This is a genomic window from Pseudomonas putida NBRC 14164 (assembly GCF_000412675.1).
GTDB classification, from domain to species: Bacteria; Pseudomonadota; Gammaproteobacteria; order Pseudomonadales; family Pseudomonadaceae; genus Aquipseudomonas; species Aquipseudomonas putida.
On sequence record NC_021505.1, the window covers coordinates 4785909 to 4812487 of the forward strand.

The 26579-nt window shown below is 64.0% G+C and carries 23 protein-coding genes; 7 read left to right on the top strand and 16 right to left on the bottom strand.

Annotated features, from left to right (window positions below; genetic code table 11):
• Positions 1-150: 150 nt before the first annotated feature.
• The 10 genes from lysS to PP4_RS21285 all read right to left on the bottom strand — a co-directional run bounded on the left by lysS (position 151) and on the right by PP4_RS21285 (position 12358).
• Positions 151-1653 (bottom strand): lysine--tRNA ligase, encoded by a 1503-nt coding sequence (gene lysS / locus PP4_RS21240; protein WP_016501201.1) that lies wholly within the window; start codon positions 1651-1653, stop codon positions 151-153.
• A gap of 71 nt (positions 1654-1724) precedes the next feature.
• A protein-coding gene (gene prfB / locus PP4_RS29075) for a peptide chain release factor 2 (RefSeq protein WP_114942480.1) occupies positions 1725-2820 on the bottom strand; the annotation gives its coding sequence in 2 pieces (ribosomal slippage) (positions 1725-2747 and positions 2749-2820; 1095 coding nt in all).
• Positions 2821-2999: 179 nt separating this feature from the next.
• Positions 3000-4004: a Wsp signal transduction system regulator diguanylate cyclase WspR gene (gene wspR / locus PP4_RS21250; RefSeq protein ID WP_016501204.1), complete on the bottom strand. Its 1005-nt coding sequence runs from the start codon at positions 4002-4004 to the stop codon at positions 3000-3002.
• Positions 4005-4055: 51 nt separating this feature from the next.
• Complete coding sequence (gene wspF, locus PP4_RS21255; RefSeq protein WP_016501205.1) at positions 4056-5069, bottom strand: Wsp signal transduction system protein-glutamate methylesterase WspF; 1014 nt, start codon at positions 5067-5069, stop codon at positions 4056-4058.
• The gene (locus PP4_RS21260) at positions 5066-7363 is read right to left on the bottom strand and encodes a hybrid sensor histidine kinase/response regulator (protein WP_016501206.1); all 2298 of its coding nucleotides are present in this window, start codon (positions 7361-7363) and stop codon (positions 5066-5068) included. Before PP4_RS21260 ends, wspF begins: the two co-directional genes overlap by 4 nt.
• Positions 7360-8025 carry a chemotaxis protein CheW gene (locus PP4_RS21265; protein ID WP_016501207.1) on the bottom strand — a complete coding sequence of 222 codons (666 nt, stop codon included), beginning with the start codon at positions 8023-8025 and terminating at the stop codon, positions 7360-7362. The genes PP4_RS21260 and PP4_RS21265 overlap by 4 nt, the downstream gene beginning before the upstream one ends.
• Positions 8022-9296, bottom strand: coding sequence for a CheR family methyltransferase (locus PP4_RS21270; RefSeq protein ID WP_016501208.1), 1275 nt, complete (start codon positions 9294-9296; stop codon positions 8022-8024). The genes PP4_RS21265 and PP4_RS21270 overlap by 4 nt, the downstream gene beginning before the upstream one ends.
• Entirely contained in the window at positions 9293-9799 is a 507-nt protein-coding gene (locus PP4_RS21275; RefSeq protein ID WP_016501209.1) for a chemotaxis protein CheW, read from the bottom strand. The genes PP4_RS21270 and PP4_RS21275 overlap by 4 nt, the downstream gene beginning before the upstream one ends.
• A 5-nt stretch (positions 9800-9804) precedes the next feature.
• A complete protein-coding gene (locus tag PP4_RS21280; protein ID WP_016501210.1) occupies positions 9805-11427 on the bottom strand; it encodes a methyl-accepting chemotaxis protein in 1623 nt (540 codons plus the stop codon).
• Between the two features lie 247 nt (positions 11428-11674).
• Positions 11675-12358, bottom strand: a complete 684-nt coding sequence (locus PP4_RS21285) for a tellurite resistance TerB family protein (RefSeq protein WP_016501211.1) — start codon at positions 12356-12358, stop codon at positions 11675-11677.
• A 216-nt stretch (positions 12359-12574) separates the two neighbouring features.
• Here PP4_RS21285 and ydcS point away from each other — a divergent pair, with 216 nt between their 5' ends.
• The 5 genes from ydcS (at position 12575) to PP4_RS21310 (ending at position 18056) form a co-directional block, all read left to right on the top strand.
• Positions 12575-13726 (top strand): putative ABC transporter substrate-binding protein YdcS, encoded by a 1152-nt coding sequence (gene ydcS / locus PP4_RS21290; RefSeq protein ID WP_016501212.1) that lies wholly within the window; start codon positions 12575-12577, stop codon positions 13724-13726.
• A 147-nt stretch (positions 13727-13873) separates the two neighbouring features.
• Positions 13874-14905 carry an ABC transporter ATP-binding protein gene (locus PP4_RS21295; protein WP_016501213.1) on the top strand — a complete coding sequence of 344 codons (1032 nt, stop codon included), beginning with the start codon at positions 13874-13876 and terminating at the stop codon, positions 14903-14905.
• A 1-nt stretch (position 14906) separates the two neighbouring features.
• Positions 14907-15818, top strand: a complete 912-nt coding sequence (locus tag PP4_RS21300; protein WP_016501214.1) for an ABC transporter permease — start codon at positions 14907-14909, stop codon at positions 15816-15818.
• Positions 15808-16614 carry an ABC transporter permease gene (locus PP4_RS21305; protein ID WP_016501215.1) on the top strand — a complete coding sequence of 269 codons (807 nt, stop codon included), beginning with the start codon at positions 15808-15810 and terminating at the stop codon, positions 16612-16614. The genes PP4_RS21300 and PP4_RS21305 overlap by 11 nt, the downstream gene beginning before the upstream one ends.
• 17 nt (positions 16615-16631) lie before the next feature.
• Positions 16632-18056: a gamma-aminobutyraldehyde dehydrogenase gene (locus PP4_RS21310; protein WP_041167856.1), complete on the top strand. Its 1425-nt coding sequence runs from the start codon at positions 16632-16634 to the stop codon at positions 18054-18056.
• 64 nt (positions 18057-18120) lie between these two features.
• Here PP4_RS21310 and PP4_RS21315 read toward each other — a convergent pair whose 3' ends face one another.
• From PP4_RS21315 to PP4_RS21325, 3 genes are all read right to left on the bottom strand, one after another.
• Positions 18121-19227, bottom strand: a complete 1107-nt coding sequence (locus PP4_RS21315; RefSeq protein ID WP_016501217.1) for an NADH:flavin oxidoreductase/NADH oxidase — start codon at positions 19225-19227, stop codon at positions 18121-18123.
• Positions 19228-19470: 243 nt separating this feature from the next.
• Positions 19471-21180 carry a single-stranded-DNA-specific exonuclease RecJ gene (gene recJ, locus PP4_RS21320; RefSeq protein ID WP_016501218.1) on the bottom strand — a complete coding sequence of 570 codons (1710 nt, stop codon included), beginning with the start codon at positions 21178-21180 and terminating at the stop codon, positions 19471-19473.
• Positions 21181-21188: 8 nt separating this feature from the next.
• Positions 21189-21731 carry a YaeQ family protein gene (locus PP4_RS21325; protein ID WP_016485154.1) on the bottom strand — a complete coding sequence of 181 codons (543 nt, stop codon included), beginning with the start codon at positions 21729-21731 and terminating at the stop codon, positions 21189-21191.
• A 131-nt stretch (positions 21732-21862) separates the two neighbouring features.
• Here PP4_RS21325 and PP4_RS21330 point away from each other — a divergent pair, with 131 nt between their 5' ends.
• Together PP4_RS21330 and PP4_RS21335 are read left to right on the top strand one after the other, a co-directional pair.
• Positions 21863-23062, top strand: a complete 1200-nt coding sequence (locus PP4_RS21330; protein WP_016501219.1) for a CaiB/BaiF CoA transferase family protein — start codon at positions 21863-21865, stop codon at positions 23060-23062.
• Between the two features lie 21 nt (positions 23063-23083).
• On the top strand, positions 23084-23959 hold the full coding sequence (locus PP4_RS21335; protein ID WP_016501220.1) for a TIGR02285 family protein: 876 nt from the start codon (positions 23084-23086) through the stop codon (positions 23957-23959).
• Positions 23960-24224: 265 nt separating this feature from the next.
• Here the strand turns inward: PP4_RS21335 and PP4_RS21345 are convergent, their stop codons facing one another.
• The 3 genes from PP4_RS21345 to thrC all read right to left on the bottom strand — a co-directional run bounded on the left by PP4_RS21345 (position 24225) and on the right by thrC (position 26543).
• Positions 24225-24506 (bottom strand): DUF3509 domain-containing protein, encoded by a 282-nt coding sequence (locus PP4_RS21345; protein WP_016501222.1) that lies wholly within the window; start codon positions 24504-24506, stop codon positions 24225-24227.
• 78 nt (positions 24507-24584) lie between these two features.
• Complete coding sequence (locus tag PP4_RS21350; protein ID WP_016501223.1) at positions 24585-25004, bottom strand: ANTAR domain-containing protein; 420 nt, start codon at positions 25002-25004, stop codon at positions 24585-24587.
• Between the two features lie 129 nt (positions 25005-25133).
• Positions 25134-26543 carry a threonine synthase gene (gene thrC / locus PP4_RS21355; protein WP_016501224.1) on the bottom strand — a complete coding sequence of 470 codons (1410 nt, stop codon included), beginning with the start codon at positions 26541-26543 and terminating at the stop codon, positions 25134-25136.
• Positions 26544-26579: the final 36 nt, after the last annotated feature.

Genomic DNA, 26579 nt, shown 5'->3' on the forward strand with positions numbered 1-26579 from the left:
CGCCGGCAAGCCAGCTCCCACGGGCCCGCACCATAGTCAGGACCTATGCAGCACCTGTGGGAGCTGGCTTGCCAGCGATGGAGCCAGTACAGACAACATAAAGCTTCAGGCAAGAAAAAGCCGCCTCGAAAGGCGGCTTGTTCAATTCACTCAGGCCTGTGGACGCATGTGCGGGAACAGGATCACGTCGCGGATCGACGGCGAGTTGGTCAGCAACATGACCAGGCGGTCGATGCCGATGCCTTCACCGGCGGTCGGCGGCATGCCGTACTCCAGCGCACGCACGAAGTCGGCGTCGTAGTGCATGGCTTCGTCGTCACCAGCGTCCTTCTCGGCCACCTGGGCCAGGAAGCGCTCGGCCTGGTCTTCGGCATCGTTGAGCTCGGAGTAGGCGTTGGCGATTTCGCGGCCACCGATGAACAGCTCGAAGCGGTCGGTAACGGCCGGGTTGTCGTCGTTGCGACGAGCCAGCGGCGACACTTCGAACGGGTACTCGGTGATGAAGTGAGGCTGCTCCAGCTTGTGCTCGACCAGCTCTTCGAAAATCATCACCTGCAGCTTGCCCAGGCCTTCGTGGCCCAGCACCTTGGCACCGGCCTTCTTGGCGATGTCGCGGGCGCGGTCAACGTCCTGCAGGTCGGCAGCGGTCAGTTCCGGGTTGTACTTGAGGATCGAGTCGAACACCGACAGGCGCACGAACGGCTCGCCGAAATGGAACACCTTGTCGCCGTAAGGCACGTCGGTGCTGCCCAGTACCAACTGCGCCAGCTCGCGGAACAGTTCCTCGGTGAGGTCCATGTTGTCGTTGTAGTCGGCGTAGGCCTGGTAAAACTCGAGCATGGTGAATTCGGGGTTATGACGCGTCGAAACACCTTCGTTACGGAAGTTGCGGTTGATCTCGAACACTTTCTCAAAGCCGCCCACCACCAGGCGCTTGAGGTACAGCTCCGGCGCGATACGCAGGAACATGGCCATGTCCAGGGCGTTGTGGTGGGTTTCGAACGGCTTGGCCGCCGCGCCGCCCGGGATGGTTTGCAGCATCGGCGTCTCGACTTCGAGGAAGTCACGCTCGGTGAGGAACTTGCGAATGTGCGAGATCACCTGCGAACGCACACGGAAGGTGTGGCGGGTTTCTTCGTTGACCATCAGGTCGACGTAACGCTGGCGGTAGCGCTGTTCGGTGTCGGTCAGGCCGTGGTGCTTGTCGGGCAGCGGGCGCAGCGACTTGGTCAGCAGGCGCACGTTGGTCATTTCGACGTACAGGTCACCCTTGCCGGAACGTGCCAGGGTGCCTTCGGCGCTGATGATGTCGCCCAGGTCCCAGGTCTTGACTGCGGCCAGGGTTTCTTCCGACAGGGTCTTGCGGTTGACGTAGACCTGGATGCGACCGGTCATGTCCTGGATAACCATGAACGAGCCACGGTTGAGCATGATACGGCCGGCAACCTTGACCGGAATCGCGGCTGCTTCCAGCTCTTCCTTGGTCTTGTCCGCGTACTGTTTCTGCAGGTCGTTGCAGTAGCTGTCGCGACGGAAGTCGTTGGGGAAGGCGTTGCCTTTGGCGCGCTCGGCGGCAAGTTTTTCCTTGCGCAGGGCGATCAGGGCATTTTCTTCCTGTTGCAGGTCTTGCGAGTCGGTCTTGAGGTCGCTCATGTCGTCACATCTTCCATCAGGGAATTCATTGCCCTCGCCCGCAGGCGAGGGTCTTTCAGCAGGAGTGAAGCTTACAGGCCCTGTTTCAGGCTGGCTTCCAGGTATTCGTCGATATCACCGTCGAGCACCTTGTTGCAGTCGCTGCGTTCAACGTTGGTACGCAGGTCCTTGATCCGCGACGCGTCGAGCACGTACGAGCGGATCTGGTGACCCCAGCCGATGTCCGACTTGCTGTCTTCCAGCGCTTGCGAAGCGGCGTTGCGCTTCTGCATTTCCAGCTCGTACAACTTGGCCCGCAGCATTTTCATGGCGGTGTCCTTGTTGGCGTGCTGGGAGCGTTCGTTCTGGCAAGCCACCACGGTGTTGGTCGGCACGTGGGTGATACGTACCGCGGAGTCGGTGGTGTTCACGTGCTGACCACCGGCGCCCGAGGAGCGGTAGGTGTCGATACGCAGGTCGGACGGGTTGATGTCGATCTCGACCTTGTCGTCGATCTCGGGCGACACGAATACCGCCGAGAACGAGGTGTGACGACGGGCGCCGGAGTCGAACGGGCTCTTGCGCACCAGGCGGTGCACGCCGATCTCGGTGCGCAGCCAGCCAAAGGCGTACTCGCCCTTGATGTGCACGGTAGCGCCTTTGATGCCGGCGACTTCACCTTCGGAAAGCTCGATGATGGTGGCGTCGAAACCGCGCTTGTCGGCCCAGCGCAGGTACATGCGCAACAGAATGTTGGCCCAGTCCTGGGCTTCGGTGCCGCCGGAACCGGCCTGGATGTCCAGGTAGGCGTTGTTCATGTCCATCTCGCCGCTGAACATGCGGCGGAACTCAAGCTTCGCCAGGGCTTCTTCCAGGCGCTGCAGCTCGGCGGTCACGTCCTCGACAGCGGCTTCGTCTTTTTCTTCGACGGCCATGTCCAGCAAGTCGCGGCAGTCGTTCAGGCCACCGGACAGTTCATCCAGGGTTTCGACGATCTGCTTCAGGGCAGCGAGCTCGCGGCCCAGTTCCTGGGCGTATTCGGGCTTGTTCCAGACGTTTGGGTCTTCCAGCTCGCGATTGACTTCGATCAGGCGGTCATGCTTGTGATCGTAGTCAAAGATACCCCCGAATGGACTGGGAACGCTCGGTGAGGTCCTTGATGGTGTTCAGAATCGGTTGGATTTCCATGGGCGCGCGGCTCTCGTACGAATTCGGTGAAAAGCCCGCGAGTATAACCGAGTCCGCGGCACGGCGGCAGACCCGCCGGGCGGTCACATTCGCAGAACGTATCACCGCCCTTGCAAGAGCGGCCTTGCGCAGTCCATCGCGACACAAGGCCGCTCCTAAAAGGGGCCGTGCACCGTTTCTCAGGCGATGCCGACTTGGTTACGCCCGCTGTTCTTGGCCTGGTACAAGCCTTTGTCCGCCGCCGAAATCAGTTGCCGGCAGTGGCTGCCCACGGCCGGGGTATGGGTGGCCAGGCCGATGCTCACGGTCAGGTGCGAGTCGGCCACCGGGGCGCTGTGCGGGATGCCAAGGCCGAAAACGGTCTGACGCAGCTTTTCAGCCACCAGGCGTGCCCCGCCTGGCGAGGTGTTGGGCAGCACCAGGGCAAACTCCTCGCCGCCATAGCGGGCCGGCAGGTCGGTCGGCCGCGAGCATGAGCCACGAATCGCCTCGGCCACCTGGCGCAAGGCCTCGTCGCCGGCCAGGTGGCCGAAGCTGTCGTTGTAGGCCTTGAAATAGTCCACATCGATCATCAGCAACGACAACTGCTGCTGTTCACGCATGGCGCGCCGCCATTCCAGCTCCAGGTACTCGTCGAAGTGGCGGCGGTTGGACAGCCCGGTCAGGCCATCGGAGTTCATCAGCCGCTGCAGCATCAGGTTGGAGTCGAGCAACTGCTGCTGGCTGACGCGCAGGGCGCGGTAAGCCTCGTCGCGTTGCAGCAGGGTAAGGTAGGAGCGCGAATGGTAGCGAATGCGCGCTACCAGTTCGATGGTGTCCGGCAGCTTGACCAGGTAATCGTTGGCCCCGGCGGCAAACGCCGCGCTTTTGACCAGCGGGTCCTCCTTGGTCGACAGTACGATGATCGGGATGTCCTGGGTGGCCGGGTTGTTGCGGTATTCGCGTACCAGGGTCAAGCCGTCCAGGCCAGGCATGATCAGGTCCTGGAGGATGACCGTGGGCTTGATGCGCATGGCCTGGACCACCGCCTGGTGCGGGTCGGCACAGAAGTGGAAGTCGATGTTGTCTTCATTGGCCAGACCACGCCGCACCGCCTCGCCGATCATGGCCTGGTCGTCGACCAGCAGCACCATCGCAGAGTTTTCGTTGGTGGTGGCAAAACCTTCGATCGGTAAGTCATTCATACCTGTTCACCCGATCACTGCCGTTCTGGCGGCGTGATTCAATACATTTCGTCATTTTGCGAAAAAGTCCATCAAGCGCCCGGCGATGCGTTCCAGCGGGCGAATTTCCACTGCGGCATCGATTGCCGCGGCGGCCTTGGGCATGCCGTACACTGCGCTGCTGGCCTGGTCCTGGGCAATGGTCAGAAACCCCTGCTGACGCATCAGCTTCAGGCCCTGGGCGCCGTCGCGCCCCATGCCGGTGAGCAGCACGCCCACCGCATCGCCATTCCAGTAACGTGCCACGCTCTCGAAGAACACATCGATCGAGGGCCGGTAGATTTCATTGACAGGTTCGGCAGTGTAGGCCAGTTGGCCATTTTGTAGCAGGCGAATATGGTGGTTGGTGCCGGCCAGCAATACCTGGCCCGGCTGCGGCGGCTCGCCTTCACGGGCCAGACGCACCGGCAGGCCGGCTGCGCTGCTGAGCCACTCCGCCATGCCGGCAGCAAACACCTGGTCCACATGCTGGACCAGCACGATGGCCGCCGGAAACGCAGCAGGCAAGCCCTTGAGCAGCACTTCGAGGGCTGCCGGGCCACCCGCCGACGAACCGATCGCCACCAGCCCGCGACGCTGCGAGGCCTCACGCAGCGGTGTAGCCACCGGCCTTGCCGCTGGCGTGCGCTGCTGGCCGACCAGCCAGCCGATATTGAGGATTTTGCGCAGCAGTGGCGCCGCCGCTTCGCGGGCATCGCCAGCGCCCAGTGCCGGGGTGTCGACCACGTCGAGGGCGCCATGGCCCATGGCTTCGAACACCCGGTGCACGTTCTGCTTGCGGTCGACCGTGACGATGACGATGGCGCAGGGGGTTTCGGCCATGATCCGCCGCGTGGCCTCCACGCCGTCCATGACCGGCATGATCAGATCCATCAGGATCAGGTCCGGCAGTTGCTCGGCGCAACGCTGCACCGCCTCGGCGCCATTGCTGGCCACCCACACCACCTGGTGCGCAGGCTCCAGGGCGACCGCCCGACGCAGCGCCTCGACGGCCATAGGCATGTCATTGACGATGGCGATCTTCATCCCTGAGCACCTCCGATCAGCTCCACCACAGCATCCAGCAACGCATCGTCGTGGAAACTGGCCTTTGCCAAATAGTAGTCGGCGCCTGCATCCAGGCCACGCCGTCGGTCTTCCTCACGGTCCTTGTAGGACACCACCATCACCGGCAGCGACTGCAGGCGCTGATCGCGGCGTACCAGGGTCACCAGCTCGATGCCGTCCATTCGCGGCATATCGATGTCAGTGATCAGCAGGTCGAAGTCCTCGCTGCGCAGGGCGTTCCAGCCGTCCATGCCATCTACCGCCACCGCCACATCGTAGCCACGGTTGCCCAGCAGCTTGCGTTGCAGCTCGCGCACGGTCAGCGAATCGTCGACCACCAGGATGCGCTTGCGCACCACACCACGGGCGCCGCTGCTCCCGCGTTCGACGCGCTCCAGGCTGCCGGTACTGAGCAGTTTCTCCACCGAACGCAGCAGGTCTTCGACATCGACGATCAACACCACCGAGCCGTCATCGAGCAAGGCGCCGGAAGAAATGTCCTGCACCTTGCCCAGCCGTGGGTCGAGCGGCATCACCACCAGTACCCGCTCACCTATCAGCCGCTCCACGGCCACGCCGTACAGTTGCTCGCGCTCACGGATCACCACCACCCGCAGGCTGCCGTCTTGCGCCTGGCCGGCAGGCCGGTTCAACAACTGGCTGGCCGCCACCAGGCCGATAAGCCGGCCTTCGTGCCAGAAATGCTGACGCCCTTCGATCTGCACGATCTGCTCGGTGGTCACTTCCAGCGTGCGTTCGATGTGGGCAAGCGGGAAGGCATAGGCCTCGCCACCCACCTCGATCACCAGGCTGCGCACCACCGACAGGGTCAATGGCACCTGCAGATGGAAGCGACAGCCCTGACCCGCCACCTGGGTCAGCTCGATGGAGCCGCGTAGCTCGCGGATCATGTGTTGCACCGCATCCAGCCCCACGCCGCGCCCAGATACCTCGGTGACCTTGTCGCGCAGGCTAAAGCCGGGCAGGAAAAGGAACGTCAGCAGTTCTGCATCACTCATCCGCGCCACCGTGTCGGCAGGCGACAGGGCGCGCTCGACGATGCTGCTGCGCAAGCGCTCCAGGTCGATGCCGGCACCATCGTCGATCAGTTCCAGGCTGAGCATGCCGGCCTGGTGCGAGGCGCGCAGGCGAATCACGCCTTCCTCTGGCTTGCCCGCCAGCAGGCGACGCTCCGGCAGCTCGATGCCGTGGTCAACCGCGTTGCGCAGCAGGTGGGTCAACGGTGCTTCAAGCTTTTCCAGCACATCGCGGTCGACCTGGGTCTTTTCCCCCTCTACCGCCAGCTGTACCGGTTTGCCGAGCGAGCGGCCAAGGTCTCGGACCATACGGCTCTGGCCGGTCAGCACATCGGCGAACGGCCGCATTCGGCAGGCCAGCGCGGTGTCGTACAACAACTGTGCACGCTGGCTGGCCTGCCAGCCGAATTCGTCCAGATCGGCGGCCTGCTGCTGCAGGATCTGCTGGGTTTCGGCCAGCAGACGCTGGGTTTGTGCCAGGGCTTCGAGCACCTCGCTGCCCTGGCCACTGTCCTCCAACTGCATGCGCAGGCCATCAAGCGCCTGCATACCCTGGCCATGCATGCGCTTGAGCCGCTGCAAGGTGGCCAGGTAAGGTTTGAGCCGCTGGGTTTCCACCAGCGACTTGCTGGACAGGTCGAGCAGGCTGTTGAGGCGGTCGGCGGTGACCCGCAGCACCCGCTCGGCACCTTCGCCGCCGCGTTTGCCGGCCTTGCGGCGCGGGGCAGGTTCGGGGTCGGACTCCAAAGCATCAAGTGGCAACGCCACAGGCTCGGCTGGCAAGGTTGCCAGCGGCAAGTCTGGCAGCACGGGCACTGGCGGCGGCACGGCAGGCATGGCCACAGCCCCTGGGTCGAGCAGGCTGGCCATTTGCGCCAGGAAGACGGGCAGGGTCGCCTGCGCCCCGACGTCGCCCGGTGTGGCGATACGCATCAGCAGGTCGGTGCCTTGCAACAGCGCGTCGATGTGCTCGGCACTCAGGCGCAAGCGGCCCTCCTGTGCCGCCACCAGGCAGTCTTCCATGACGTGGGCGACGCTGACGCCGGCATCCACCCCAACGATGCGCGCCGCGCCCTTCAGCGAGTGGGCGGCGCGCATGCAAGCCTCAAGCTGGTCAGCCTGGGTAGGGTTGCGTTCCAGCGCCATCAGGCCGGCGCTGAGGACCTGGGTCTGCGCCTCTGCCTCCAGGCTGAACAGTTCGAGCAACGATGCGTCGCGCATTTGCTCTGGGGTCATGACAGGCTCCGCTGCACGGCAGACAGTAAGTGTTGATCGTCCAGCACCCGCACGCTGCGGCCGCGCCACTGCAGGACTGCGGCGGTAAAGCGCGTGGCGTCCTGGCCGCTGCCCAGCAGCAGTGGGTCTAGCCGGTGAATACCGTCGATTTCCTCAACGGCCATCACTACCGGCCCTCCCTCGGCCGCCAGAATCAGCATGCGTGGCATGGCCCGACCGCTGCGTTGCTCGGCGGTGTCGGCCTGCACACCCAGCAAGTCAGCCAGTGACAGGCACGGCACCAACGCACCGCGCACATTGGCAACCCCCTGCAGCAGCCGCGAGCGCTGATGCGGCAGCGAATGCACGGCCTGCATCGGGGCGATCTCGGCCAGGCTGGCGGTGGCCAGCGCCAGCCACTCTTCGCCCAGGCGGAACAGCAGCATGGAGCGGCCGGTGTTTTCCTCCACTGGCTGCGCCGGGGCAGCCTGGTGGTCCTGCATCAGCGCGTAGCGGTCAAGCAGCCGGGTGGCCGAAGCCGCATACACGTCGCAGTTTCGGCAGTGGACATGCCGCTCCAGCAGCGGGCACTGCTTGTCGCCGTGCACGCCAATGCGGTTCCAGCAGTCGTCGATGTGCGCGTCATCTTCGGCCAGCAGCTGCATCGCCATTTCACCCTTCATCGTTCAGGCTCCCTGCCAACCCGTGCAGCGCGGTCCTGCAGGCGCCGGGCACCGGCCAGGTCACCTTGGGACGCCAACAAGGCCGCCAGGTGTACCAGCGCCTCGGGGTGCTGCGGCTCCAGGTACAGGGCTTTGCGATAATGGGTCAGCGCCTGCTGCGCATCGCCTTCGGTATCACTGAGCAGCCCCAGCCAGTAGTACACCTGCGCCGACGGCGCGAACTGGCCCAGGTAGCGCTGGCATTCGGCACGCGCCTGCTCGCTGGCGCCAGCGTTGGCAAGCCGGGCGATGCTGGCCAGCAGCTCGCTCGCGCCCTCACGCGCATGCTCGCGGGCCGGCGCTGGCTTGGGCGCCATCGGCAATACACGCAGCGGGCGCGGCAGCGGCGCGCCGGGTGGCGGATAACTCGCCGTGGCCAGCGGCGGTAGGGTGCGCCGCGCGGGTTGCACGGGTGGCACTGCCAACGGGGCATTGCCACCCTCCTGGCGCACATAGGCAAACGACTGGGCGATCCCTAGCGGGCGCATGCCCAGCCGCGCCAGCAAGCTGCCTTCGGCCGGGCCGATGAACAGCACACCCTGCGGATGCAGCAGGCGCTTGAGCACCTCGAATACACGCTGCTGGGTCGGCACGTCAAAATAGATCAACAGGTTGCGACAGAACACGAAGTCGTACAGGCCGTCGCGGCTGGCCAGCGCGGGGTCGAGCACATTGCCCACCTGCAGGCTGACTTGCTGCTGCACCCGACCGTGCAGGCGGTGGCCTTCATCGAGGGCATCGAAGTAGCGCTCGCGAAAGCCCAGGTCGCTGCCGCGAAACGCATTGCGCCCATACACGGCCTGCCCGGCCTTGGTCACCGAGCTGGGGCTGATATCCATGCCATCGATCAGAAACGTCCCAGGCGCAATGCCCGCGTCGAGCAAGGCCATGGCCAGCGAATAGGGTTCCTCGCCGGTCGAGCATGGCAGGCTGAGCAGGCGCAGTGGGCGGGCCCCGGCCAGTTCGGCCAGGCGCTTGTGTGCCAGGCTGGCCAGGGCGGTAAAAGACTCCGGGTAACGGAAAAACCAGGTTTCCGGGACGATCACCGCCTCGATCAACGCCTGTTGCTCATCCGCCGACTGCTGCAGGCGCAGCCAGTAATGGTCCAGGTCGACGGCGCCCACGGCCACGCAACGCTGACGCAGCGCGCGCTCGACCATGGGCGCACCTACCGACTCAACGTCCAGGCCGATGCGCTCGCGCAAGAAGCGGAAGAAACGCTGTTCGTTCATGTCGGCATCCCTGTCGGCTCATCCCTGTACAGCAGGTGGTGCACGGCATCAGGCAGCAGATCGTTGACTTCGATGCGCTGCAGCAGGCCCTGCTCATCCTGGCGTACCGGGCCCAGATACGGGGCTTCGCCGCTGTCCACGCCATAAGGCTGGAACTCGTCCGGGTGGCAACGCAGGGTCTCGGTGGCCTGCTCCAGGATCAGGCCGAGTTGCAGGCTGCCACGATAATGCACCAGCACCAGTCGCGTACTGGTGCGCTGCGCCGCCGGCTGACCGAAACTCAGCGCGGCAAGGTCGATCACAGGAACCAGATGGCCACGATGGGCGAGGATGCCCGCGACCCAGGCAGGTGCCTGGGCAATCGGCTTGAGCGGCTGGCGCGGCAGCACCTCGATCACCTCGTGCACGCTCAGGGCAAAGCGCTGTTCCCTGAGGCGAAACTGCAGGTACAACGCGCCCTTGGCGTTGTGCGCGGATGCGGCGTGCGGTGGCAAGTCGTTCATCGCGTTCAGACTTTGAAACGCGACACGCCGCCACGCAGGCCGGCGGCCACCTGGCTCAATTCATCGATGGCAAAGCTGGCCTGTCGCAGCGACTCGACGGTCTGGGTACTGGCATCGCTGAGCTGCGCCAGCGCCTGGTTGATCTGCTCGGCACCGGTGGCCTGGGCCTGCATGCCTTCGTTGACCATCAGCACACGCGGCGCCAGGGCCTGCACCTGGTGAATGATCTGGCTGAGCTGCTCGCCCACCTGCTGCACCTCGAACATGCCGCGGCGCACTTCTTCGGAAAACTTGTCCATGCCCATGACCCCGGCAGACACCGCCGACTGGATTTCACGCACCATCTGCTCGATGTCGTAGGTGGCCACGGCGGTCTGGTCAGCCAGGCGGCGCACTTCGGTGGCTACCACGGCAAAGCCACGCCCGTACTCACCGGCCTTTTCCGCTTCGATGGCGGCGTTGAGCGACAGCAGGTTGGTCTGGTCGGCAACCTTGACGATGGTCACCACCATCTGGGTGATGTTGCTGGCCTTTTCGTTGAGGATGCCGAGTTTGGCGTTGACCAGATCCGCAGCGCCCATCACCTGGTGCATGGTCTCTTCCATCCGCGCCAGCCCCTGCTGGCCAGAGCCGGCGAGGCTGGAAGCCTGATCAGCGGCGGAGGTGACTTCGGTCATGGTGCGCACCAGATCACGCGAGGTGGCGGCAATTTCCCGTGAGGTGGCGCCGATTTCCGTGGTGGTGGCGGCGGTTTCGGTGGCGGTGGCCTGCTGTTGCTTGGACGTGGCGGCGATCTCGGTCACCGACGTGGTGACCTGCACCGACGAACGCTGGGCCTGGGCCACCAGGTTGGCCAGCGCCTCGGCCATTTCGTTGAAGCCACTTTCGATGGCGCCGAACTCGTCCTTGCGGTCCAGGCTCAGGCGCATGCTCAGGTCGCCGGAGCGCAGCCTGTCGAGGGCATGCACGATACGCTGCATGGGGGCGGTGATGGCACGCATCAGCAGCAGGCCACAAATGGCGGCCGCGACAATTGCCAGCAGCAGCGAAACCACCATGCTGCCTTTGGCCGTGCTGACGGCGCTGACGATCTCGCTGGTCGCGGAATCGGCAGACGCCCGATTGAATTCGATCACTTCATTCAGGTGCTTGCGCCCTTCCACCCAGGCCGGCGTCAGCACCTCCATGATCAGCCGTTCGGCTTCGGCGTAGTTGCGCTGGCGGTACGCATCCAGCACCTGATTGACGATCCTGAGGTAGTTCTCCTCCAGTTGCACGAAGCTCTCGAAGCGGGTCTGGTCGTCTTTGTCCTGGATGGTGGCCTGGTAGCTGGCCATGTGCTGTTTCAGCCTGTCTTCGAAGCTTTTGAACAGCTCCATGTCGGCCGAAGTGATTTCACGGTGGTTGGACAGGCCCACCAGTTGCTGGCTGGTGACGTAGCTGTCGACCCAGGCGCTGCGGATCATCGAGCTGTAGTAGACCCCGGGAATGCTGTCGGTCCCCACTGCCTCCTCGGCGGTTTCGATGGCCACCAACCGCGAGTAGGCGGCCACGATCATCAGCAGCATGATGGCGATGATCACGGCGAAACTTGCCAGGATCCGTTGGCGCAAGGTCCAGTTCTTCACATTCAGCCCTCAGGAATTCTCAACGAGCGGGAAAAATCGCTGAAGTATAGCCCAGAGGCCTTACACATTTTCGGGTGAAGTGAGGGGTAAACAGGCATCCCTGCTGATGGACATGCCACTGGGGCTGCTTGCAGCCCTTCGCGGGCACGCCCGCTCCCACAGGTTTCACCAAAAGACTGAAGGTTGCGCTGACCCTTGGGAGCGGGCGTGCCCGCGAAGGGCCGCACAGCGGCCCCACTGCGCTCAATCACTGGTCTGCGGCTATCCGTACCTGGCTTTCCAGCTCTCGGCGCAGGGCTGGGTCCAAACGCAGCTGGCGGGCCAGTTCGTCCAGGTAGGCACGCTCCATGAAGTTTTCCTGGTCGACCATCATCACGCTGGCCAGGTACATCTCGGCGGCCATTTCTGGTGTTTGCGCGGCGCGGGCCACTTCGGCCGGGTCAAGCGGTTTGTTCAGCTCGGCATGCAGCCAGTGCTGCAGTTCACGGTCGCTGTCCAGGCGGGTAAATTCGCCCTCGATCAGCGCCCGTTCGCGCTCGTCGATATGGCCATCGGACTTGGCCGCCGCTACCAGTGCCCGCAGCACCGCCTGGCTGTGCTGCTCGACCTGGGCAGGCGGCAGGCGGTCGACGGTTTGCGGTTCGGCTGCGGCCCCCTGCTGATTGGCCTGCCAGTTGCCGTAGGCTTTGTAGGCCAGCACACCCAGCGCAGCCAGGCCGCCGTAGGTCAGGGCCTTGCCGCCGTACTTGCGGGCTTTCTTGCTACCGAGCAGCAGGCCCAGGGCGCCCCCACCCAACAGGCCGCCACCGGCACCGGACAACAGCCCGCCAAGCCCACCGCCAGCGCTGCCGGACTTGTTGGCGCCCCCCTGTTTTTCGAGCATCTGCTGGCCGGATTTGAGGAGTTGATCAAGCAAGCCCCGAGTGTTCATTCATGTGTCTCCACGCAAGAAGATTCAACCGCCAGAGTAAGGCTTGGCAGAACGCACGCCATCGCGGATTTGCTTCCGGATGTTGCATTGGCTGGCAAAAAGCCAACTAGACTCGATATCGCCAATACCTCGCGCGATCGCACTACGCTTATAACAATTGCTTCACGGCTTGCTTGATGACTGCCCCGAACAAGATCTCCAAAAAGAGGGAACACCATGTCAGTGCACAAGACCGCATTGCTCGGCGCCATGACCGGTGCCGTGCTGGCCAGCGCCAGCCTGCAGGCTGCCGAACCGCCCAAGGCCCTGGGGCCCGGCGAGGGGCGCCTGGATATCGTTGCCTGGCCCGGCTACATCGAGCGCGGTGAAAGCGACAAGGCCTACGACTGGGTGACCGGCTTCGAGAAGGAAACCGGCTGCAAGGTCAGTGTGAAGACCGCCGCCACCTCGGACGAGATGGTCAGCCTGATGACCAAGGGCGGTTATGACCTGGTCACCGCCTCGGGCGATGCCTCGCTGCGGCTGATCGTGGGCAAGCGCGTGCAGCCGATCAACACCGCCCTGATCCCCAACTGGAAGAACATCGACCCGCGCCTGCAGAACGGTGGCTGGTACGTAGTCGACAAGCAGGTGTACGGCACCCCCTATCAGTGGGGGCCGAACGTGCTGCTGTACAACACCAACACATTCAAGCAGGCCCCTACCAGCTGGGGCGTGGTGTTCGAGCCGCAGAACCTGCCCGACGGCAAGCCGAACAAAGGCCGCGTCCAGGCCTACGACGGGCCGATCTACATCGCCGACGCGGCGCTGTACCTGAAGTCGACCAAGCCAGAACTGGGCATCAAGGACCCTTACGAGCTGAACGAGGAGCAATACCAGGCCGTGCTGGAACTGCTGCGCCAGCAGCAACCGCTGATCCACCGTTACTGGCATGACGCCACCGTGCAGATGAGCGACGTGAAGAACGAAGGCGTGGTCGCCTCCAGTTCCTGGGGCTACATGGTCAATGGCCTGAAGGCCGAGAACCAGCCGGTGGCCTCGACCATTCCCAAGGAAGGCGCAACCGGCTGGGCCGACACCACCATGCTGCACAGCGAGGCCAAGCACCCCAACTGCGCCTACAAGTGGATGGACTGGTCGCTGCAACCTAAGGTGCAGGGTGACGTAGCGGCCTGGTTCGGTTCGTTGCCGGCGGTGCCGGCAGCGTGCACCGGCAGCGAACTGCTGGGCGCCGAGGGCTGCAAGACCAACGGGTTCGACAATTTCGACAAGATCGCCTTCTGGAAAACCCCGCAGGCCCAGGGGGGCAAGTTCGTGCCGTATAGCCGCTGGACCCAGGACTACATTGCGATCATGGGTGGGCGCTAAAAGTTACTTGGCCTGCATTGGCCCTATCGCCGGCAAGCCAGCTCCCACAGTGTCTGCAAAGGCCCCAGCCTTGTGCAGGACTGGTGGGAGCTGGCTTGCCGGCGACAGGGCCAGGGCAGGCAATACATAGACAACTGAGTACAGCCTATGCCCCTAGCCGTCCAGTTCACCCAGGTTTCCCGCACCTTCGGCGAGGTCAAGGCTGTCGATCAGGTCAGCATCGACATCATCGATGGCGAATTCTTCTCGATGCTCGGCCCTTCCGGCTCGGGCAAGACCACCTGCCTGCGCCTGATCGCCGGCTTCGAACAACCCACCAGCGGTTCAATCCGTATCCACGGTATCGAAGCCACTGGCGTGCCGCCCTACCAGCGCGACGTCAACACCGTGTTCCAGGACTACGCGCTGTTCCCGCACATGAACGTGCTGGACAACATCGCTTATGGCCTGAAAGTGAAAGGTGTGGCCAAGGCCGAGCGCCACGGCCGCGCCGAAGAAGCCCTGGCCATGGTGGCCCTGGCCGGATATGGCGCGCGCAAGCCGGCGCAGCTGTCCGGCGGCCAGCGCCAGCGCGTGGCCCTGGCCCGCGCCTTGGTCAACCGGCCACGGGTATTGCTGCTGGATGAACCCTTGGGCGCGCTGGACCTGAAGTTGCGCGAACAGATGCAGGGCGAGCTGAAAAAACTGCAGCGCCAACTGGGCATCACCTTCATCTTCGTCACCCACGACCAGACCGAGGCCCTGTCGATGTCCGACCGGGTCGCGGTGTTCAACCGCGGCCGTATCGAACAGGTCGACACCCCGCGCAACCTGTACATGAAGCCCGCTACCACCTTCGTCGCCGAATTCGTCGGCACCTCCAACGTGGTGCGTGGCGAGCTGGCCATGCAGCTCAACGGCAGCCCGGCGCCCTTCTCCATCCGCCCCGAGCACATCCGCCTGGGCGAGCCGGTGGTGACCAGCCATGAAGTGCAGGTCAGCGGCTTGTTGCGCGATGTCCAGTATCAGGGCAGCGCCACACGCTTCGAGCTGCAACTGGAAAGCGGCCAGCTGTTGGCGGTGAGCCAGGCCAACGACCGCTGGCAAGCGCAGCCCCAAGTGTGGCAGCCCGGGCAACGGGTGCTGGCACATTGGCCCCGCGAGGCCATGACGGTGCTGCAGGAAACCGAGGCCCGCTGACATGAGCACTCTGCGCAACCTGTCCAACCTGCTGTACCGGCGCCCGAACCTGTACCTGGCACTGCTGCTGGCACCCCCGCTGACGTGGTTCGGCGCAATCTACCTGGGCTCGTTGCTGAACCTGCTGTGGCAAGGTTTCTACACTTTCGACGACTTCACCATGGCGGTGACCCCGGACCTGACCCTGGGCAACTTCGCCGCGCTGTTCAACCCGTCGAACTTCGACATCATCCTGCGCACCTTGGGCATGGCGGTGGCCGTGTCATTGGCCAGCGCGGTACTGGCCTTCCCCATCGCCTACTACATGGCGCGCTTCACCAGCGGCAAGACCAAGGCGTTTTTCTACATCGCGGTGATGATGCCGATGTGGGCCAGTTACATCGTCAAGACCTATGCCTGGACCCTGCTGCTGGCAAAGGGCGGCGTCGCTCAGTGGTTCGTCCAGCAGTTGCACCTGGATGGCCTGCTGCAGGCGGTGCTGGCCGTGCCGGGCGTGGGCGGCAGCACGCTGTCGACTTCCCACCTGGGGCGCTTCATGGTGTTCGTGTACATCTGGCTGCCATTCATGATCCTGCCGATCCAGGCCTCGCTGGAGCGCCTGCCGCCTTCGCTGCTGCAAGCCTCGGCAGACCTTGGCGCACGGCCCGGGCAAACCTTCGTGCAAGTGATCCTGCCGCTTTCGATCCCAGGCATCGCCGCCGGCTCGATCTTCACCTTCTCGCTCACCCTGGGTGACTTCATCGTGCCGCAGCTGGTCGGCCCACCCGGTTACTTCATCGGCAGCATGGTCTATGCCCAGCAAGGGGCGATCGGCAACATGCCGATGGCCGCCGCGTTCACCCTGGTGCCCATCGTGCTTATTGCCTTGTACCTGTCCATCGTCAAGCGCCTGGGGGCCTTCGATGCACTCTGAAAATGCTTCAACAGGGCTGCGACTGGCGGCTTGGGGCGGGCTGCTATTCCTGCACTTCCCGATCCTGATCATCTTCCTGTACGCCTTCAACACCGAAGACGCGGCGTTCAGCTTCCCGCCCAAGGGCTTTACCCTGAAGTGGATCGGTGTGGCTTTCGCCCGGCCCGATGTACTGGAGGCGATCAAGCTGTCGCTGCAGGTGGCCTGCCTGGCCACGCTGATTGCCCTGGTGCTGGGCACACTGGCGTCGGTCGCGTTGTATCGGCGCAGCTTCTTCGGCAAAGAGAGCATTTCGCTGATGCTGATCCTGCCTATCGCCCTGCCCGGCATCATCACCGGCATCGCCCTGCTCTCGGCCTTCAAGTCCCTGGGGATAGAGCCCGGGGTGTTCACCATCGTGGTCGGTCACGCCACGTTCTGCGTGGTGATCGTCTACAACAACGTGATCGCCCGCCTGCGGCGCACCTCGCAGAGCCTGATTGAAGCGTCGATGGATTTGGGCGCCGATGGCTGGCAGACCTTCCGCTACATCATCCTGCCCAACCTTGGCTCGGCACTGCTGGCCGGTGGCATGCTGGCTTTTGCCCTGTCGTTCGATGAAATCATCGTCACCACCTTCACCGCCGGCCACGAACGCACCCTGCCGATCTGGCTGTTGAACCAGCTCAGCCGCCCGCGCGACGTGCCGGTGACCAACGTGGTCGCCATGCTGGTGATGTTGGTGACCATGCTGCCAATCCTTGGCGCCTACTACCTGACCCGTGGCGGCGAGAGCGTCGCGGGCAGTGGCAAATGACCCTGGAGGAGTCCCCGATGCAAACGCAGATGCTGATCAATGGCCAACTGGTCGCTGGCCAAGGCCCGGCCTGGACCGTGCTCAACCCGGCGCTGGGAACCGCGCTGGCACAGATCAACGAAGCCACCGAGGCCCAAGTGGACAGCGCCGTGCGCGCCGCCGACCAGGCCTTCGACAGCTGGTCGCAAACCAGCCCCAAGGACCGCTCGCAAACCTTGCTGGCGCTGGCGGATGCCATCGAAGCCCATGGCGATGAACTGGCCCGGCTGGAATCGCAGAACTGCGGCAAGCCCCTGAGCGCCGCGTTGAACGATGAAATCCCGGCGATTGCCGACGTGTTCCGCTATTTTGCCGGCGCGGCACGCTGCCTGGGCGGTTTGGCGGCGGGCGAGTACCTGCCCGGCCACACCTCGATGATCCGCCGCGACCCATTGGGCGTAGTTGCTTCCATCGCACCGTGGAACTATCCGTTGATGATGTTGGCGTGGAAGATCGCCCCGGCCCTGGCAGCCGGCAACACGGTGGTGATCAAACCCTCCGAACTGACCCCGCTGACCGCCTTGCGCCTGGGTGAACTGGCCCAGGATCTGCTGCCACCGGGCGTCCTCAACATTCTCTTTGGCCGCGGCCAGACCGTCGGCAACCCGCTGGTCAACCATCCCAAGGTGCGCATGGTGTCGCTGACAGGCTCCATACCCACTGGCGCGCACATCATCAGCGCCACCGCCGACAGCGTTAAACGCATGCACATGGAGCTGGGTGGCAAGGCCCCGGTGCTGGTGTTCGACGACGCCGACATCGACGCTGCCATCGACGGCATCCGCACTTTCGGCTTCTACAACGCCGGCCAGGACTGCACCGCAGCCTGCCGCCTGTACGTGCAGGACGGCATCTACGAGCGCTTCGTCGAGCGCCTGGGTGAAGCAGTAGCCAGCCTCAAACCGGGCCTGCAGGACGCCGAGGACACCGAGCTGGGGCCGTTGATCAGTGCCCAGCATCGCGACAAGGTCGCCGGGCTGGTGCAGCGGGCCATCGACCAACCGCACATTCGCCTGGTGACCGGTGGCAAGGCGATTGATGGCGATGGCTTCTTCTTCGAACCGACCGTGCTGGCCGACGCCCTGCAGGACGACGAGATCGTGCGCAACGAAGTGTTCGGCCCGGTGGTATCCGTCACCCGCTTCAATGACGAAGCCCAGGCGCTGGAATGGGCCAACGACTCCAACTACGGCCTGGCCTCATCGGTCTGGACCCGCGACACCGGCCGCGCCCACCGCCTGGCGGCGCGCTTGCAGTATGGCTGCACCTGGGTGAATACCCACTTCATGCTGGTCAGCGAAATGCCTCATGGCGGGCAGAAGCATTCGGGGTATGGGAAGGATATGTCGATGTATGGGCTGGAGGACTACACCTGTGTGCGGCATGTGATGATCAAGCACTAGCCCGAGGTTCTAGCCACTGGCCTCTTCGCGGGCTCGCCCGCGAAGAGGCCGGCACAGGTAGAACCTAATCGCGCAGGTCGGACTCGTGAATCGGGTTGGCGCGGCTGGTCGCGCGTTGGTATTGCGCAGGCCAGGTGGCCTTGTTGCCGCCCAGGTCGTCGTCGGCGTGCAGTGGCCAGTACGGGTCGCGCAGCAGTTCGCGGGCGAGGAAGATGAGGTCGGCCTGGCCGGTGCGCAGGATGTGCTCGGCCTGGGCCGGTTCGGTGATCATGCCCACGGTGCCGGTGGCAATTTCCGATTCCTTGCGCACGCGTTCGGCGAAGCGGGTCTGGTAGCCGGGGCCGGTGGGGATCTCGGCGTTTACCGAGGTACCGCCAGAGGATACATCGATCAGGTCCACACCCAACCCTCGCAGTCGACGGGCCAGTTCGACGGTTTCATCCGGGTTCCAGCCATCCTCCACCCAATCGGTTGCCGATACCCGCACCAACAGCGGCAATTCGGTAGGCCAGGCCGTGCGCACAGCCTCGACCACCTGCAGGGTCAGGCGGATGCGGTTTTCGAAACAACTGCCGTACTCGTCGCGGCGCTGGTTGCTCAGCGGTGACAGGAACTGGTGCAGCAGGTAGCCATGGGCAGCGTGTATTTCGACTACCTTGAAACCGGCCTTCAAGGCGCGTTCGGTCGCGGCGACAAAGGCCGCGATCACGCCCTGGATCTCATCCGGGGTCAGCTCGTGTGGCGGTGTGTGTTGCGGGTCGAACGCGATCTTCGATGGGCCTACTGGCTGCCAGCCTCCCTCTTCAAGCTTCACACTGCCCTGTTTGCCCAGCCATGGGCGATAGGTACTGGCCTTGCGCCCGGCGTGCGCCAACTGTATGCCCGGCACGGCGCCCTGGGCGGTGATGAAACGGGTGATGCGTTGCAGCGGCGCGATCTGGGCGTCGTCCCACAGGCCGAGGTCTTCGGCGGTGATGCGGCCGATGGCGGTCACCGCCACGGCTTCCGTGATCACCAAGCCCGCGCCCCCAACGGCACGGCTGCCTAAATGGACAAGGTGCCAGTCGTTGGCCAGACCATCGACGGCGGAATACTGGCACATCGGCGATACGGCGATGCGGTTGGGCAGGGTCAGCTGACGCAGGGTGTAAGGCTCGAGCAGCAGGCTCATGAGGGCACCTCCCAAGGACTCCAATGGTGATCCGGCCCGGACACTCAATTGCACGTCCCTGGCCCAGGTCCGGTCATAACTTCAGACTAGACCAGAATGGGTGGGGGGGAGGTTCCATGGGATTTTGGGTGGGGTGCGGGAATGTCAGGCTCGAAAGTGATGTCGCCGGTGAGATCGAGCGCCGCCCGCGCGGCGCTCGATTTCCGCCACACCAAACAACTCAAGGCAAGCCCAGCGAACCCGTCAGCGCGGCTCCATGTGGGCAATCATCAACTGCACACTTTCGTTGCCACGAAACTCGTTCACGTCCAGCTTGTACGCCAGTTCGACCCAGCGCACGGTCGGGTTCGGCCACACTTCTCGGTCGACGCCAAATGCAATACCATCCAGGCGCACCGAACCACACTCGCTCTTGAGCACCACCTTCAGGTGCCGCTCGCCCACCACGCGCTGCTCCACCAGCTGGAACACGCCGTGGAACAGCGGCTCGGGGAAATGCTGGCCCCAAGGCCCGGCATGGCGCAGGGCCTTGGCCAGGTCGAGGTGAAATTCCTCCACGGCCAGGCTGCCATCTGACAACAGCCGGCCTGTCAGGTCTTCCTCACGCAGCTGGCGCCGCACTTCTTCGTCGAACGCCTCGGCAAAGGCCGGGAAATTATCCTCAGGCAACGATAAGCCCGCAGCCATGGCGTGGCCACCGAACTTGCTGATCAGCTGCGGGTGACGCGCCGCCACGGCATCCAGTGCATCGCGGATGTGGAAGCCTGGTACCGAGCGCGCCGAACCTTTGAGCATGCCCTCGCCGGCATCCGCGAACGCGATGGTTGGCCGGTGATAACGCTCTTTAAGGCGCGAAGCCAGAATACCGATCACACCCTGGTGCCAGTCGGCATCGAACAGGCACAGTCCATACGGCATCGACTCGACCGGCAGGTCCTTGAGCTGGGCCAGGGCCTCGCGCTGCATGCCCTGCTCGATGGACTTGCGGTCCTGGTTCAGGTCGTCCAGCTGCTGGGCCATGTCCTGGGCCAGTGCCGCGTCTTCGCACAGCAGGCATTCAATGCCCAGGCTCATGTCGTCCAGGCGACCGGCGGCGTTCAGCCGTGGGCCGAGGATGAAACCCAGGTCAGTCGAGGTGATGCGCCGGTGATCGCGGCGGGCCACTTCGAGAATCGCCTTCAGCCCTGGCCGGGCGCGGCCGGCGCGGATGCGCTCGAGGCCCTGGTGCACCAGGATGCGGTTGTTGGCATCCAGCGGCACCACGTCGGCGACGCTGCCCAACGCGACCAGGTCGAGCAGTTCGCCGATGTTCGGCTGTGGTTGCGTCTCGTAGCGCCCCAGGGTGCGCAAGCGCGCGCGCAGGGCCATCAGCACATAGAAGATCACCCCTACCCCGGCCAGCGCCTTGCTCGGGAACGTACAGCCCGGCTGGTTAGGGTTGATGATGGCGTCGGCCTCGGGCAGTTGCTGGCCCGGCAGGTGGTGGTCAGTCACCAGCACCTTGAGCCCGGCGGCCTTGGCTGCCGCCACACCCTCGACGCTGGAAATGCCGTTGTCCACGGTGATCAGCAGTTGCGGCTGACGCTGCAGCGCCACCTCGACGATTTCCGGGGTGAGGCCATAGCCGTATTCGAAGCGGTTGGGCACCAGGTAATCGACGTGGGCTGCACCCATCAGGCGCAGGCCCAGCACCCCGACGGTGCTGGCGGTGGCGCCATCGGCATCGAAGTCGCCAACGATAAGGATGCGCTGGCGCTGGTCCAGCGCCTCGACAAGCAGGTCGACACCGGCCTCGATGCCCTTGAGCTGCTGGTACGGCAGCAGGCGCGCCAGGCTTTTGTCCAGTTCGGCCTCGGACTGCACGCCGCGCGCGGCGTACAGGCGGGTCAGCAAGGGTGGCAAGTTACCCAGAAATGGCAGGGTCGGCGGCAGGGGGCGAGGTTCGATGCGCATGGGTCGCTTCAGCCACGCTCACCGAGCAGCCACTGCAGTTGCACTTCGTGCTGGCCACGGTCATCCGTCACGAACACCGTGCCTTCGCTGATCATCACGTCCCACTTGATGCTGCGCGGCATGTCAGTGGCCAGCGTCTCCAGCACCTCCTGAGGCACGGCAGCGATGTTCAGGTTTTTCAGGTTCTTGACCGCGCCCACCACCTTGCCTTCCCACACACGCAGGCTGCCATAGGCCAGCAGGCTGGTGCGTTCGGTACGGCGCGAGCACCAGGTCAGGCGGTCGGCGTCTGGCTGGCCCACTTCGATCCAGTGCAGCACGCGATCGTCCAGGCTCTTTTCCCACAGTGCCGGCTCATCGACATCCGACAGACCGCGGCCAAACGACAAGTTCTCGTTGTACCAGAGCGCATACGCCAACAGACGAACCGCCATACGCTCTTCGGTTTCCGAAGGGTGGCGAGCGATGGTCTGCTTGACGCTTTCGTAGACATTGCGATCAAGGTCGGTCAGATTCAATTCGAACTTGTAGGTGGTGGACGGCTGGGCCATGGTCGACGGGCTTCGTGCAAAAGAAAAGTGGCACAGTCTAACCCATCCGCACCTTCCATGCGCCGCAGCAGTACCCGGCGAAACCGACGTGTGATAAAACCACGGCTCTGCCCAGCTGCCACGGATGCCCCATGTCGACGCCCAGCAAACCCCTCGCCGGCCTCAAAGTTGTCGAACTTGGCACCCTGATTGCCGGGCCGTTCGCCTCGCGCATCTGTGCCGAATTCGGCGCCGAGGTGATCAAGGTCGAATCCCCCGATGGCGGCGACCCGTTGCGCAAGTGGCGCAAGCTGTACGAGGGCACTTCGCTGTGGTGGTTCGTGCAGGCGCGCAACAAGCAATCGCTCACCCTCAACCTCAAGCACCCCGAAGGCATCGAGATTCTGAAGCGCCTGCTGGCCGACGCCGACATCCTGATCGAGAACTTCCGCCCCGGCGTGCTGGAAAAATTCGGCCTGGGTTGGGATGTGCTGCATGCCCTTAACCCGCGCCTGGTGATGGTGCGCCTCTCGGGCTTTGGCCAGACCGGGCCGATGAAAGACCAACCGGGCTTCGGCGCGGTGGGCGAGTCGATGGGCGGTTTGCGCTACATCACCGGCTTCGACGACCGCCCGCCAGTACGCACGGGCATTTCCATCGGCGACTCGATCGCCGCCCTGTGGGGGGTGATCGGTGCGTTGATGGCGCTGCGCCACCGCGAGGTCAATGGCGGCCAGGGCCAGGTGGTGGACGTGGCGCTGTACGAGGCGATCTTCGCCATGATGGAAAGCATGGTCCCGGAGTTCGATGTGTTCGGTTTTATCCGCGAGCGCACCGGCAACATCATGCCGGGTATCACCCCCTCCTCCATCCATACCAGCGCCGACGGCAAGCACGTGCAGATCGGCGCCAACGGCGATGCGATCTTCAAGCGCTTCATGCAGGCCATCGGCCGTGCCGACCTGGCAGATGACCCGACCCTGGCCAGCAACGATGGCCGCGACCTGCGCCGTGACGAGCTGTACGGGGTGATCGACCGCTGGGCCAACAGCCTGCCTCTTGAGCAACTGATGCAGGTGCTGACCACGGCCGAAGTACCGGCCAGCCGTATCTATTCGGCCGAAGACATGTTCAATGACCCGCAGTACCTGGCGCGGGAAATGTTCCTGCAGGCCAAGCTGCCGGACGGCAAGCCGTTCCGCATGCCGGGCATCGTGCCGAAGCTGTCGGATACGCCTGGCTCCACCGAATGGGTCGGCCCGGCGCTGGGCGAACACACCGAGGCATTGCTCACCCGCCTGGGCTACGACGCAGCGGCCATTGCCGGCCTGCGCGAAGCCGGCGCGGTCTGACGCCTGGCGCCGCCCTCGCCCATGCGCGCTACCCGCGGGCTACGCCACCTGATCCTGCTGTGCGGGCTACTGCCCGCATTGCTGCTACAGCCTGTCAGTGCCAAGGAACGCATCTTCTGGCTGGTGCGTGACCTGCCGCCGTTCACCATTTTTGCAGGCCCGGAAAAAGGCCAAGGGGTGATCGACCAGTTGTTGCCGCTGCTGATTGGGCAGATGCCCGAATACGACCACAGCATTGTGCGGGTCAACCGCGCCCGTGGCATCCAGATGCTGCAAGACCGCAACAGCTTCACCTGCGACCCTACCCTGCTATGGACCCCGGAACGGGCCGAATATGTGCGCTTTTCCATGCCATCGCTGGGCGTGCTCAGCGGTGGCCTGGTGCTGCGCAAGGAAAACCAGGCGCTGGCGGTTCCCTACCTCGACGGTCAGCAGGTAGACCTGCATGGCCTGCTGAGCAACGGCTCGCTGAAGCTGGGGATTGTTGCAGAACGCAGCTACGGCACCCAGATCGACGCCATCCTGCGCCAGTTGCCCGACAGCGTGCTCAGCCGCCACTACGGCAACGATGCCACCGCCAACCTGCTACAGATGCAACAGCTGGGGCGCCTGCGCATGGTGCTCGGCTACTGGCCGGAAGTTCGCTATCTGATTCAGCAGCAAGGGGGGGCACTGGCGGATTACCAGTTTCATCCGGTGCAGGGGGTCGAGCGCTACCAGTTTCTGCATGTGGGTTGCACGGACAGCCCCCTGGGCCGCGAAGCGATCGCGCATATTGATCGGCTGTTACCTGCACTGCGCCGGGATGTTTTGCCGGCGTTGTATGCGCGTTGGCTGGATCCGGCGTTACAGGAAGACTATCTGGAAGACAGCAAACGCTTCTTTGAAGGCCAATAAGCCAACCGACATACACGGTCGCTGTAGGAGCAGCCTTGTGCTGCGAAGAGGCCCTCATGACAAACGACATTCTCAAGCTGCACTGGCCCTTTCGCAGCACAAGGCTGCTCCTACAGGGAAATGAGCCTGCGCAGAAAAAAGAAACCCCGGACGCTGGGGAGGACGCCCGGGGCCAAGCGAAAGTCCTTGGGGACTTACCGAGGCAGCCTTGCCAGCACCGGAGCAAAGCACTGGCTGGCTACCCTTACACTGTCTGATACACCACTCAGGCAAAGGTTCCCTGGGGTTGCTGACGCTGCTGCAGCGCCGCGATCACACAAGGCTGCAACCGCCCTTCGGCAATCTGCAAGTCACGGTGCAGGCCATCCACCAGATCGATCAACAGGCGTTGCTCCTGCAACTGACGCTCGCTGACCATGCGTCGCAAGGTAATGCCGGCAACGCGGTCGTGAACGGTCAACTGACGATTGCCGCTGGCGTCGGCGATGCCAAGCTGGGCCTGATAGGGAGTCAGGGCTTCGTTGAGCAGTTTGCAGATTCTTTCCATCCGGTTCACTCGCTGCGTGGTGGGATATAAAGGAACTGACCAACAGGCGCAGCGCAAAGTTCGTATGCCGCAGCTGTTTCATTGAGCATGCGGGGCAGACATGACAGTTTGAATACGCCGCCACGGACGCTCCTGCAGCGCTTGCAGGGCACGCTGCAGGCGTGTCGTCGAAAGCGGCCAAGGGAGTTCGGCGAGTACCCAGAGGCCCCGCTTTCTTGCCTCCTGGGCAAGGTTCTGGTGCTTGGGGGTAGCCTGGCCGACGAACAGCAACGCTCGTGATCGATGCTGCCGTGCGAGCAAAGAAAGGCCGGCCCGGGTTGGCATGGCGTGGTCGAGAATCAGCAGGTCGGGGCGACGTTCAGCAGCCAGGCAAGCGTCCAGGTCGGTGGCGTTTGCGCTGATGCGCACGTTGAACATGCCTTGGGCGTTGAGGGCCTGGTGCAGGAGGATCTGGTGGGACGGGCGAGCCTGGTGGATCAACACGTAGGGCTGGTGCATATGCCGCTCCTGGTGGGAGGACCGGCTAATTTAGGCTTGGCGCTGGACGGGTCGAAGAGGAAATTTCTGAAGGATCAAAGGAAAAGGTTGCCATGTGGGGCCGCTTTGCGGCCCCACATGGCAACGCGCTTACAACGGTTTGCCGCGGTTGCCGTGCTGGCTGACAAAGCCCTGCACTGCTTTCAGGTCATTGGCCAGCACCGTGCAACGCTCTTCACGGCTGAACAGGTCACTGAGGTGCGCCGGCAGCTCCAGCGCCTTGCCTACACCCGCCTTTTCCACCGCTTCCGGGAACTTGACCGGGTGCGCGGTACCCAACACCACCATTGGCGTGTCCAGGCTACGACGGCACTCGCGGGCAGCCTTGACGCCAATCGCGGTGTGCGGGTCCAGCACTTCACCGGTGGCAGCGAAGACTTCGGCAATGGTCTCGCAGGTCTGCTCGTCGCTGACGGCCAGCGAGTCGAACAGTTTGCGGGCTTCGGTCCAGCGGCCTTGCTCGACGCTGAAGCCGCCACCTTGCTTGAAGTTGTCCATCAGCTCGGCAATGGAGGCGCCGTTGCGGCCGTGCAGGTCGAACAGCAGGCGCTCGAAGTTGGACGAGACCATGATGTCCATCGACGGCGACAGGGTCGCGTGCAGGGTGTCCTTGACGTACTGGTTGCCGCTCATGAAGCGGTGCAGGATGTCGTTGCGGTTGGTGGCGACGATCAGCTGGCTGATCGGCAGGCCCATGTTGCGCGCCAGGTAACCGGCGAAGATGTCGCCGAAGTTGCCGGTTGGTACCGAGAACGCCACCGAACGTGCCGGGCCGCCCAGCTGCAGGGCTGCGTGGAAGTAGTAGACGATCTGGGCCATGATGCGCGCCCAGTTGATCGAGTTGACTGCCACCAGGCGGGTGCCCTTGAGGAACGACTGGTCGGCGAAGCTGGCCTTGACCATTTCCTGGCAGTCGTCGAAGTTGCCTTCGATGGCGATGTTGTGGATGTTGTCCCCGAAGATGGTGGTCATCTGGCGGCGCTGCACTTCCGACACGCGCTGGTGCGGGTGCAGGATGAAGATGTCGACGTTGTCGCAACGGCGGCAGCCTTCGATGGCGGCGGAACCGGTGTCACCACTGGTGGCGCCAATGATCACCACGCGCTCGTTGCGCTTTGCCAGCACGTGGTCGAGCAGACGGCCGAGCAGTTGCAGGGCGAAGTCCTTGAACGCCAAGGTCGGGCCGTGGAACAGCTCCAGCACCCACTCGTTGCTGTTCAGCTGACGCAGCGGTGCGACCGCAGCGTGGGCGAACTCGCCGTAGGTTTCTTCGAGGATCTTCTTGAAATCGGCGTCGGCGATGCTGCCTTCAACGAACGGGCGCATCACGCGGAAAGCCAGCTCGTGGTATGGCAGGCCAGCCCAGGAAGCGATTTCTTCCTGGGTGAAGCGTGGCAGGTTTTCTGGCACGTACAGGCCGCCGTCACTGGCCAGGCCAGCCAGCAGCACGTCTTCGAAATTCAGGGCCGGTGCCTGGCCGCGGGTACTGATATAGCGCATGGGTGCAAACCTTCGATGCTGGGGCCGGGGCCGCGC